This window comes from Lacticaseibacillus pantheris DSM 15945 = JCM 12539 = NBRC 106106, assembly GCF_001591865.1.
GTDB lineage: Bacteria > Bacillota > Bacilli > Lactobacillales > Lactobacillaceae > Lacticaseibacillus > Lacticaseibacillus pantheris.
Map to the genome: position 1 here is coordinate 1 of NZ_BCVS01000076.1, position 12118 is coordinate 12118.

At 55.0% G+C, this 12118-nt stretch carries 9 protein-coding genes and 1 other annotated feature; of the genes, 5 read left to right on the forward strand and 4 right to left on the reverse strand.

Annotated elements, in window-relative coordinates:
* Window positions 1-148: 148 nt before the first annotated feature.
* Window positions 149-397, forward strand: a binding site (T-box leader).
* Between the two features lie 75 nt (window positions 398-472).
* Window positions 473-1480, forward strand: a complete 1008-nt coding sequence (asnA, locus tag LPA02S_RS08320; protein WP_054651660.1) for an aspartate--ammonia ligase — start codon at window positions 473-475, stop codon at window positions 1478-1480.
* Window positions 1481-1618: 138 nt separating this feature from the next.
* Here asnA and LPA02S_RS08325 read toward each other — a convergent pair whose 3' ends face one another.
* The 4 genes from LPA02S_RS08325 to LPA02S_RS08340 form a co-directional block, all read right to left on the reverse strand.
* Window positions 1619-2791: a GGDEF domain-containing protein gene (locus tag LPA02S_RS08325; protein WP_054651662.1), complete on the reverse strand. Its 1173-nt coding sequence runs from the start codon at window positions 2789-2791 to the stop codon at window positions 1619-1621.
* Between the two features lie 373 nt (window positions 2792-3164).
* Entirely contained in the window at window positions 3165-3878 is a 714-nt protein-coding gene (locus tag LPA02S_RS08330) for a histidine phosphatase family protein (RefSeq protein WP_054651664.1), read from the reverse strand.
* 109 nt (window positions 3879-3987) lie between these two features.
* The gene (locus tag LPA02S_RS08335) at window positions 3988-5865 is read right to left on the reverse strand and encodes a GGDEF domain-containing protein (RefSeq protein WP_056956676.1); all 1878 of its coding nucleotides are present in this window, start codon (window positions 5863-5865) and stop codon (window positions 3988-3990) included.
* Window positions 5866-6085: 220 nt separating this feature from the next.
* Window positions 6086-6745, reverse strand: coding sequence for an EAL domain-containing protein (locus LPA02S_RS08340; protein ID WP_054651670.1), 660 nt, complete (start codon window positions 6743-6745; stop codon window positions 6086-6088).
* 544 nt (window positions 6746-7289) lie between these two features.
* Here LPA02S_RS08340 and LPA02S_RS08345 point away from each other — a divergent pair.
* From LPA02S_RS08345 to LPA02S_RS08360, 4 genes are all read left to right on the forward strand, one after another.
* Window positions 7290-8642: an MFS transporter gene (locus tag LPA02S_RS08345; RefSeq protein WP_054651672.1), complete on the forward strand. Its 1353-nt coding sequence runs from the start codon at window positions 7290-7292 to the stop codon at window positions 8640-8642.
* A 223-nt stretch (window positions 8643-8865) separates the two neighbouring features.
* A complete protein-coding gene (locus LPA02S_RS08350) occupies window positions 8866-9777 on the forward strand; it encodes an ABC transporter ATP-binding protein (protein WP_056956677.1) in 912 nt (303 codons plus the stop codon).
* Entirely contained in the window at window positions 9764-11386 is a 1623-nt protein-coding gene (locus LPA02S_RS08355; RefSeq protein WP_056956678.1) for an ABC transporter permease, read from the forward strand. The genes LPA02S_RS08350 and LPA02S_RS08355 overlap by 14 nt, the downstream gene beginning before the upstream one ends.
* A 9-nt stretch (window positions 11387-11395) precedes the next feature.
* Window positions 11396-12037, forward strand: a complete 642-nt coding sequence (locus tag LPA02S_RS08360; protein WP_056956679.1) for a TetR/AcrR family transcriptional regulator — start codon at window positions 11396-11398, stop codon at window positions 12035-12037.
* Window positions 12038-12118 lie beyond the last annotated feature (81 nt).

Consider the following 12118-nt stretch of genomic DNA (forward strand, 5'->3'; position numbering starts at 1 on the left):
GGAGTGCCCCACTAAGCCGTAGCTCGCCGGTCCGACCGACGCGACCGCCCCCCCACAATGTGGCGGATCTCGACAAATGTTTGCGTTTGATCAAAAAAACATTTGCACATTGGAAATCGGCGTGCTAAGATACTGTCAATCACATAAATTAAAAACAGAGGAAAGACTAGTAAGATTTTAAATCCCCCGCCAGTGAATTGAGGATAGTGGAAACTCAATCGGGGTCGACAAAATCCGAACAACACTTTCTTAGTTGCTAACCCAAAGGGCGCCGCCCGAGTAGGCTTAGTCGTAACCGGAACGTTATCGCCGGCGGAGTATGTTAGTACTCTTTTGAGGTGGTTTATATTACATAAACAACTTGGGTGGTACCGCGGAAACCTTTTCCGTCCCATGTATTGGGACGAGAGAGGTTTTTTTCTTTGGTCCCGTGTTGACCGTCACTACTGGATTTAACAAAGGAGCACAGCTCATGGAATTAATTATCCCCGCATCATACGACCCCAAGTTGTCCGTTAAGGAAACTGAGGCAGCCATCCGTTACATTCGTGAAACCTTCCAGGATGAATTTGGTCAGGAAATGAACCTATCCCGGATGTCCGCGCCAATGTTCGTTGAACAATCGACCGGCTTAAACGACAACCTGAACGGTGTGGAAACACCCGTACACTTCACCATGAAGGACATGCCCGACCAAGAAATCGAGGTCGTCCATTCCCTGGCCAAGTGGAAGCGCGCCGCTTTGAAACGCTACGGCTTTGGTATGCATGAAGGTTTGTACACCAACATGAACGCCATCCGGAAAGACGAGGATCTGGACAACATCCATTCCATCTACGTGGATCAGTGGGACTGGGAGAAGGTTATCGCCAAAGACGAACGGAACCTCGACACGCTGAAGGCCACCGTCCGGCAGATTTTCAAAGTTTTGAAGCACATGGAACACGAAGTATGGTACAAGTTCCCACAGGCAGTCCACCACCTGCCTGACGATATTCACTTTGTGACCACCCAGGAGCTGGAAGACCGCTGGCCAGACAAGACCCCTAAGGAACGCGAGGACGCCATCACCAAAGAACTGGGTTGTGTCTTCCTCATGCAAATTGGCGGCCCGCTCAAGAGCGGCAAACGTCACGACGGCCGTGCCCCCGACTACGATGACTGGCAGCTGAACGGTGACATCCTGTTCTGGTACGAACCTTTGCAGCGTGCCCTGGAAGTTTCCAGCATGGGTATCCGTGTCGACGAGGACGCGCTACGCCGCCAGCTCAAGGCCGCTGGTGCGGAGGACCGCATGAAGTACCCCTTCCACCAGCAACTTTTGGCGGGCGAACTGCCCTACACCATCGGCGGCGGTATCGGCCAGTCCCGTGTCTGCATGCTGCTACTAGGCAAGGCCCACGTCGGTGAAGTTCAGGCTAGTGTTTGGCCCCAGGACATGCTCGACCAGTGTGCCGCAGCGGGAATTCAAATTCTGTAATTATCGGTAACCATGTACTAACTAAATACAGCGATAATAAGGGCGAAGCCGGCAATTAACGCCGGCTTCGCCCTTATTTGCTTACAATTATTACTTGTTTACAGGTTGTTGTACTACCCCCACTTTGACCACCAGCCGCTAATTCGCTACGCCGCCCTCAATCCTAATACAGTTGCGTCCATTTTGCTTAGCAACGTACAGATTGCGGTCGGCCTGCTTATACGCGTCGTTAAAACTGTAATGCTCATTGTGTACGTTGGCCTGCCCAATCGAAACCGTAATGTGTAGCTGCGTGTCCAATTCGCTAAAACGCATGTGGGCTACACATTCCTTGAAGTGATCCGCGACTTTGTAAGCCTGGTCGTGGTCCAACTCCGCATCCATGATGACGCCAAACTCCTCGCCACCCAGACGGTAAGCTGTCGCCGGCCAGGGCGCACCGTGCGTGCATTCCACCAACTCGTGTGCTACCGCCGACAGTACGCGGTTACCCGCTAGGTGCCCATATGTATCATTAATACTCTTAAACCAATCAACATCCAGCTCAAACACAGCGTAGCCATGATGTTGTTCCAAAAAGTGGGCGTAATGGCGTTCCATACTACGGTTAAACGCGTTAAAATTTTCCAACTGCGTCAAGCCATCAATCCGGGCATCATGGGCCATCTTGCGGTTGCGGATTAGCGCCAATGACAACGTGCTGGTGTACTCCACACCCACCGCGCCTAGGATAATAAGTCCCAGCCACTGCCGAAGCCAAAATCCTGGCACCAACACGAACGATTCATTAACCGACATTGCCTGGTTCAGCATGACTGCGGCTGCGCCGGTGAACGCCAAAAAGGCATAGGCGACGAAGCGTGACTTTTGCGTCCACTCACCCCACGCAAAATCAATCGCCGTGCACCCCAACAGCAGCAGCAAGCTAATCCACACCTCGGGACCGGTATGGTTTGTACTCACAACTACGTAAGGGCATATGATAACATCCACCAGTGCGAGCTCCCACCAACGCCGACTCCGAGTAACGACTAGAAACAAGATAACCGCGAGCATGTTGATGTATACCCAATGGTAGCCAAAAACCTGGGGACCAAGATTCCCGTTCACCCACGATTCCGCGTAGAGGTAGGTCAAAACAGCCACGCCCAACGCTACTTTGATTGGCCGTCGCCAACGAAACACCCGCGACGGCGCAGCTTGCAGATCAACCCAGTAAACAAAAGCAATAATCCCTAGGAGCACCGTCACGTTGGTTAGTAGCACCACAATAAATGAGCCCACCATACGCGACATGCCTACATCAAGCATGGCCTCACCTCCCCATCGACTGGCTAATACCGTCGTTAACCCACGAGCGCCCCACGCTCGTGCAACCAGTTAACGCATAATTAATATCGGCCAATCACCAATTTAATACTCACGTCCATGATTGTACCACGCATCACCCCATAGTGACCGCACATATACTTACGGGGGCCAACCGGGCGGCCCGCCGATTCATAGTCATTCTGCACACCTGGGGATTTTATTACCAGTACGAAGGAGTTGCTCCCCGCCCGGCTGTCAGGCCCACCTGTCCGCAAACAAAGTAAGGGTGGGTCAGCCACAATTCACAATCCGGAATTGTCACTGACCCACCCATACTATAGAAGCTATTCGCTTTTAACCGTGGGACCAACCGTTAGTCCAATTTAAACTCTTGGGCAGGCACGTCACGAGTGCCACCACCCTCTTCCACGTAGCGCCGGTCGTTGTACCCTAGCAGGGTGAACCGCCCTTTACCGTACACAATCTTGGAAACCGCCACGTTCTTAATGAAGTCGGCCGTATCCGGCATCCCCAGCGAATTCAGCCATAACCAGATAATGGCCCCGTGCGCCACAATAAAGACGTTGTCCTGCTGGTTAGCGACCGCGTGCTCGCCAATGGTGGTCATGGCCTGATTAAACCGCTTGAGGCTCATCTGGCTGTTTTCCGCGTCGCCGCCGCCCCGGTGGACGTCAAGAATCCGGACTAAATCAACCAGTTGCTTCATATTGAGGCGGTCAACGTTCGGTACACCAGCCTCCCGTAGCATGTCGGCCAACGCCCCTTGGCGCTGCGACTCCGGCTGGCCGTCAAATAAACCAAAGTTTTGCTCGCGGAGACCCGCCATTTGCTGGACGTTGAGGTTCATCCCCGCTGCCGACAAGGCTAACTGTGCGGTATCCGCCGCCCGTTGCAGGTCGCTTGAATAGGCCGCGTCAAACGTGACCCCATCGGTAGCAAAGCCGTGCCCTAGGGCCTGCGCATCCGCCACCCCACGCTCAGTCAGGTTAGAATTCACCACTCCTTGCACCACACCGCTAACGTTATATTCCGTTTCACCGTGCCGGGTTAACCAAAGTTCTACCATGATGTGTCCCCCTTTTCTCTACGCGTTACTATCTACACTAATTTTGACATAATCACCCACTATAAGCCAGCGTCATCTCAAAATTAGCGGTGCCCTGCCCGCAAATGGGTTACGCAAAGCGGGGAAGTTCAGGCCGGTCATAGTAGTATCCCTGCACGTACCGCGCGTCCAGTACCTCCTGCGCGTACGCAGCGTCTTGACTATTATCAATCCCGTTAACCACTACCGACACGTTGTACCGCGCCACCGCTTGCCGAAAGTCAGCCTTACCAACTAGCTTCTGGCCCGACTCGGCAGCGCGCCGCACCCGGTTAACGTCAAACTTCAACCCGTCAACGGTTGGCAGCAAGGCCCGAATTACCTCAGCGTCTTTGATTGGATCCAAATTATCCAGTTCTATCCGAAGATCAAAATGGCGGTAACGTGGGGCTACACGGATAATTTGGTCGGCCTCAGGCAGGTCGTCGAGTTCTACCACCAAAACGTCCAGTTGTGGCTGGCTGGCTTTGAACCGCGCCAAATAGTCCGGAGTACCGGGATCCAAAAACTGGTGCGGCGTCAAGTTCATAATAAACCGCCGACTGCCACACTCAGCTAGGACCGTGCTGATATAGTCCAACTGCGCAGACAGCGGTAGGTGCACGTGCTCAGGGAAATCCCACCGGTCATACGCTTCCTCATAGGTAGCCAAAATCACCTCATCGTGCGTCGGCACTAGCGGATTCGTCCGTGTATCGTACACACGCTGGGTCAAAATGGTCCGGATGGCTACCGGACGGTGCTCGGTCGCGCTCGTAACGGTTTGACCGTTTACCGTGATGGTATCCCGCCCGTGATGCTTACTTTGGTACAGACTCTCATCCGCGCGCCGGTACAGGTCTTCAATATTGTTGTCCGTAGCCACCATGTCCACGACACCGGCAGAAATTGTGACCTGCACGACGTTCACGCCGGATGCAAAGTGGCTTTGCCGCACGCTACGCCAGCAGTCCTCCACAATGGGCCGGGCCGTCTGGGCATCCATCCCCGGCAACAGGACGTTAAATTCCTCCCCGCCAGTACGGTAGAGGGCTGCGCGGCCACCGTGGCGAGCCAGAACCGCGCTCAATTGTCGAGCAATCCCCACGAGGACGTCATCCCCGCCCAGATGCCCATAATGATCGTTAATTTGTTTAAAGTAATCAATGTCGACCGCCGCCATACTGAGCGGTTGCCCCTGCGCTTCAGCCTGGGCAAAGGCCGCCGTGACATCCTCTTTATAAGTGGCGTAGCTCTTGGCGTTAGTGAGACTATCAAAGTGAGCGGTTTGGTCATTCTCCTGATTGCGCACACTAGCCCGATGGTCAGCGCGCAGAAAGTATGCGGTGGCAATCACCATGCCCAGATACATGGTGAAGCCCTGTACCGCAATCAGTGGGTTCATGGTCAGGCCGGCCGAATGGTGCGGCAACAACGCCCAGAAACTAATCCCGATTACCGCAAAGACAGCCACGTTGCGTTCTACGTGGTACCGAATCGCGCCTTTGTACCGCCACATGACGTACACCATGACGGCCAGCACCACCATTGACACGACGTATTGGGGACTATTGAAATACCCCATGTGGTGCATATTCCAGACGTAGACCACGCCGACCACCTGCACTAGGTACTCCATGATGCTCTCACCCTCCACCATCAGTGGAAAAGTCAGGGCAAATAGACCCAGATTATGAAACATGAGCCCCGAGGCGTTGGCGAAGACTAGCCAGCCCACCATGTGCAAAGCGATACCGACCACAATGGCGCCCACCAGCATGCCGCAGCGAATACTGCCACTGATTACCGGCCGGTCGCGATACGTTTCAAAGGCCATGTGCCAGGCCTGCTGATAATACGTAATAAATCCCGTAGCAAAGACCGTCGTAATAAGCAGCTGTGCCACCCACACCCACAAGTTGAGCGGCGCCCCACTAGGGGGAACCACCGCCCGAAAATCCATTTCCATAAACCCACTCCCCAAAGGCACGCATCCGTAATTAACCGGGTATCCCCTTACCCATCACGACGCGCACAATTTGTTAACACTGAGCCAAGTTTTGTTGGCTTTTTATTAACAACATAATACCACCAAATTGGGTTTAATTTATTCTTAGATAATACGGTAGACTAAAAAGGCGCCGACCCCAACCATCTTGGTTGAACCAACGCCTCCGCGCATTAAACGATTACTGCGGTATTACCGGGCGGCCAAAGTAGAACCCTTGGCCTTCCGTGATACCTAACTGTTCGGCGACATCGACGTCCGCGTGGCTTTCAATACCACCCAGGGTAAAGTGCAGGTGGTGTTCATCGGCCAACCGCTTCCAGTAGCCCACCTGGGCCTCAACGTCGGCACAGCTACCCGGATGCCGTACGTTTTGCATGGCAAACTTCACGTTGTCAATACACGGAAACAGGTCCACCACGTCCATCCGCAGGTTATCGGATCCGACGTCATCAATGGTCACGTGAATGTCTGCTTGGCTGAGCAGCACACCCATCTGTTGGAGGGTGACGATGCTCGGCGTCCCGGTCAGCTCGACGTTCATGTGCACTAACTCCGGAGTGGCGAGTTTCAATTCAACGAGTCGGTTGATAAACCGCGCGTTGGCAAACTGGGCTGCAGTTAAGTTAAGGTCGATTTGCTTAACGTCTAGGTGCGAGAGCGCCGCTAATAATAGTCGACGCGCCTCAACAAACGGCAGGCCGAATGACGACGGCAAATGCCATCCGTCAGGCCGCCTTTCCCGCAGCAACAACTCGTAGCGCATGGTCGCTCCGGTGTCGATATTTATAATCGGTTGGGCAAAGAAGGTGTTCTCAACCTCGTCAGTACCTGCTACCATTGGCTTTTTCCCCACATCGCTAATTATTCTGGCCAGAAATCCATCACTTTCGGGGCTTTGATATCACGCTAACCAACCGCAATGCGTGACTGAACCTCCGTAAAACATCGTTCTTAGTATTAATATTATATAACAAGGCAAAGTTAGCGTATATATCTAATTTTTACGCAAATCTCGATTTGTTGGACATCATCGGTGAAAGTGGGCTAAATTAATTTATCCGCGATAGGCTCTTTAAAATTAGCCCCAACATAATTAGCAAAACACGGAGCACAGTGTACCCACACCACCGAAAATTTCAACATTAACGGTGATTTTGTTGCTTTAAATAACGAGTATTAATCATATTTCGGCGTAAACTAAATTCACGCAACTTTGCCGCGCCGAAATCGTCATTACCAACTACCGGTACGGATATGTATTGATGGCCGCTAAACACACAAACCTTCCATGCACTATAATGAAACTTATTAACCATGCATCACGAAAGGATCGTTCAAAATTGTCCACTGCTACTCCAAGCTCTACACCCAAAGATCGCCCCATGTTGGTGGTCACAATCGTCGCGCTCATGTCCTTCATGGGCGTGCTGACTGAAACCTCAATGAACGTCACCTTTCCCGCGCTGGAACGACAATTCCACGTGAGCCTCAGTACCGTCCAGTGGGTCACGGCCGGGTACCTGCTCATGGCCGCGCTGGTCATGCTGACATCGGCCTACATGAAGCGCCGTTTCACCAACCGCCAACTATTTGTCACCTCGGCAGTACTGTTCATCGTCGGCGACCTGCTGTGTGCAACCGCTAGCGTTTACCCAGTGTTACTGGCCGGGCGCCTGATTCAGGCTGGTTGCGTTGGCCTGTGTACGCCCCTCATGGTCAACATCATCCTCGACGTGGTCCCACGGCAAAAATTAGGCACATATTTAGGTATTGCCAACCTGATTATTCTGATTGCTCCCGCGCTGGGGCCAACTTTTGGCGGGGCCGTCGTCGCCTTTGCCAGCTGGCGCATGATTTTCTGGGCCACACTTCCCTTAGCCATCGCACTCCTCGTTCTCGGTCAGGGACGGATCAAGCAGTATACACCCACCCAACATTATGCTTTTGACTGGACACGGTTCTTCTTGCTAGCCATCGCGCTCATCAGCCTGATTGTCGGCCTGAACCAACTGGGCACGGGTGATTGGCGCGGGTTCCTGCTTCTCATGGTATTAACCGGTGCTGGGATTGCCGCGTTTATTCGCCTATCCCGCAACGCCACGCGCGCCCTGTTTGAACTCAATGTGTTCCGCGACCCCGCCTTCCTCTATAGCTTTCTCCCGTATATCTTCCTTCAGTTTGCCAACGTCGGCATCAACTTTCTGGTGCCCAACTACGTCCAGGAAGTCTTCGGGGCCACGTCACTCATTGGCGGGTTGGTACTGCTGCCTGGCAGCCTCTTCAACGGCTTTGGGCAACCCGTGTACGGCTGGATGCTCGACCATTGGGGTGGCAAGGTGCCGCTGTACATCGGTGACCTACTCTTTACACTGGCATTACTGCTACTCGCCGTTTGGGGCAACCACCTCGGCGTAATAGGCGTCACGGTCGCCTACCTGATTTTTGCAATTGGTCGGTCCATGGCGTTTAGCAATACCGTTGCGTACGGCCTCAAGCACATGGACAAATCCGTGCAGAACGACGCTAACGCCCTCTACAATACCGGTCAGCAGGTATTCGGCGCGGTCGGGACCACGGTGCTCGCGCTAATGATGGGCATGGTCCACCACCCGGGTGCCAGCCATGCGTCCAACGTCGCGGCGGGTAGCGGTTGGGCGTTTACCCTGCTGGTGGTACTCGGTCTCACCATTTTCGGCTTGTTCCACCGATTATTGAATTTACCGCGCAAACAATAACGGTGCGCGTAGCCTCCTCAGTGTTCTGACACCGGGGAGGCTTTTTGGTGCTCACACTAGCATTAACAGGTACGGTCCGCCAACAATATTCACAGCAATACAAGCCCACTTGTCTAATAAAAATAAATTGACCAATCAGTCATTGACCGGCCGGTTAACGGGTGCTAGACTATGGGTGTATTCAATAGTGCAGTGAGCACACCCTTTTTAGGAGGCCGTCAAAATGACGCAACCAATCGTAGAAATTAACCATTTACAGAAACGTTTCGGTAAGTTCCAGGCACTCAAAGACATCACCATGACCGTCAACGCCGGCGAAGTCTTTGGTTTTATCGGCCCGAACGGTGCGGGTAAATCGACCACCATCCGCACCCTGCTCGGTATTCTACGCAAGAGTGGTGGTGACGCCACCATCTTTGGGCAGGACGTCTGGCAGGATGCCGTGAGCATTCACCGCCGCATCGCGTACGTGCCCGGTGACGTGTACCTGTGGCCCAACCTCAGCGGTGGCGAAGTGATCGACCTGTTCCTCAAACTCAACGGCCAAAAGCACTCCGCAACAACCGACGCGCTCATCAAAGACTTCAAGCTGGACGTCACCAAGAAGGCCCGCACCTACTCTAAGGGTAACCGGCAAAAGGTCGCCCTCGTTGCCGCCTTTTCCACCGAGGCGGACCTGTACATCTTTGATGAACCCACCAGTGGGCTCGATCCCCTGATGGAGGAAGTCTTCCAGCAGCACGTACTGGCGCTCAAAGCATCCGGCAAAAGTGTCCTGCTGTCCAGCCACATTCTGAGCGAAGTGGAACACATGTGCGACCGCATTGGTATCATTCGCGACGGCGTGATTATCGAAACCGGCTCGCTGGATGACATGCGCCAGCTTAGCCGCACCCAAGTGACGGTTAGCACCAACCAGCCTCTGGACGGTATCGCCAAGCTGCCCGCCGTGCACGGCTTCACACAAAGCGGCGCCAAGGCCAGCTTTGCCGTTGATTCTGAAGAGTTGGGCAGCGTGATGAGTGCCCTGACCCCGTTGGGTATTAAGAGCCTACAGAGCACGCCACCAACGCTTGAGGACCTGTTCATGCGGTACTACAACCAGGAGGGGGCCGACGCTGATGAGCAACACTAAATTTGCGCGCACGGGGATGCTACTACGCCTCAACCTGCGGCGCGATTGGCTCAAAATTACGTTGTGGGCCCTAGGTATCGTCGGGCTCATGGCCGGCGCCGCCGCCAAATTTGACGGCCTGTACGGCACCAAAAAGGCCATGGACGCCATCATGGCGACACTCAAGACGCCCGCCATGGTGTCCTTACTGGGCCCCGTACCTAGCGCCCACGCCTACACGGTCGCCACCATCTACGCGGCCGAGATGATGATCTTCATGGGTCTCTTTGTCGCCATGATGAACATCTACTTTGCCGTCCACACGACCCGTGCCGACGAGGATACGGGGATTACCGAACTCGTGGCCGCCCATGCTACCGGTCGCAACGCTAGCCTGGCTGCGGCCGGTCTGGAAGTGTTGGTCGTCAACCTCGGTGTCGGGATCCTGGCCGCACTCGGCCTGCAATTTTCCGGGATGACCGGGATTGATAGCAACGGTAACTGGCTGTTTGGGCTGGGCGTCGCCGCCTTTGGCCTCATGTTCGCCGGCATTACCTTTCTTGCCGCCCAAGTTGCGGCTTCTGGCCGTGGTGCCACCATCCTCAGTTACGTCGTTCTCGGGGTGCTGTTCATTGCCCGGATGGGTACGGACGTGCAGAACCCCGACCTCACCTGGTGGACTATTTACGGTTGGATTGAGAAGCTCGATATTTATGGTAGTAATAATTGGTGGCCGCTGCTACTCATGCTGGCAGTCGCCGTAGTTACTGGTGGCATCGCCCTGACGTTGGTCACCACCCGTGACTTGGGTGCAGGCCTGCTACCACAACGTGACGGTCGGCGCTATGCCAGCCGCTGGTTGCGGGGACCCCTCAGCCTCGTCGCCCGCCTCGACCGGACCAGCATCATTATCTGGCTGGTGGGGATGTTCATTCTCGGCGCGACGTACGGCTCCATCTTTGGGACCGCCGGCGACCTAATGTCCTCGAACCCGACGATGGCCAAGCTCATTGGTACCACGGCCGTCCGTGCGGCCAACCGGACCATCGTGCTGCAGTTCGCGAACAAGCTAGCCATCATCTTTGTGGTGCTGGCGACGGTGCCCGGCCTCATCACGCTGATGCGCATCAATCGCGACGAGGCCAAGGGCTATTGGGAGCAGCTCCACGCCCGCTCCGTGTCGCGCTTCCGCCTCTACTACAGCATTACGGCGCTGGCCACGGTGGTGGCGGTGCTGGCGTACCTGATGGGAATTCTGGGGATGTATGCGGCGGGCGCGGCCTCGATGGGCAAAGACGCGGTGGCACTGTCCCGGTTCATGCGCGCATTTTGGGGGTTCACGCCCGCGCTAATTGTAACCATGGGGATCACGGCCGCATTCATCGGCTGGCTGCCACGGTGGCAAAACCTGGCCTGGCTGGTCCCGGCGTACGGTTTCTTTTCCCTCTACCTGGGTAGCCTGTTGGACTTCCCCGATTGGGCAACGGCCCTCACCCCGTACGGTTGGGTGAACAACGTGCCGCTACACGCGGTGGAGTGGTCCACCGCCGGGATGATGATCGCACTCGGCGTAACCTTGATTATCGGCGGCTTTGGTGGTTACGCTCACCGCGACTTATTGGAGAACTAGGAGGTAATTATGGCCAGAACCAGACAACCAATCGATCCAGAAAAATCGGCCCGCATCATTGACGTGGCGATGCACGCGTTCGCACAGCATGGATATCGGGACACCAACACGGAACAAATTGCGGAACGTGCGGGCGTGTCGAAGGGGTTAATCTTCCACTACTTTCAGTCAAAGGCGAACCTGTACGTCGAGACCGTGCGGGCAACCTACAGCAAGATTGTGGCGGCGGCCGACATGTCCGTATGGCAAGACTCGGCGGACCTCAAGGACATGGTGGTACGCGCGCTACGATATAAGATCCAGTTGCAACTGCGCTACCCGGATGAATTTGCCCTCGCCATGCAGGCGTACGCCGAAGCAGGTAACCTACCGGAGCGGTTACGACCGCAGCTACAGGCAATTTGGTCCAACCAGTTGACGACCTCGGTTCCGGACATGGTGGGCCCCGTCCTGCAGCGGATGCCGCTGCGGGCGGGCGTCACTGCCGAGACCATCAGCAACATGATCCTGATGTTGTCCAATGCCATCGGTGAGCAAGCCAAAGTCATGGTGCGGGCGAATCCGCAGATTAAGATTGAGGATTTCGACCCCGTCGTCGACCAAGCCGTCCAGTACATGGACGTCCTGGAGCACGGGTTTTTGGCGGAGTAGCGGCCGGCGGTGCTTGCTACTGTAGTGGTGTGACGGCAGCGTAGCCCGAGCCGGTGAGCTGCGGCTTTCGTGGGGTACTCC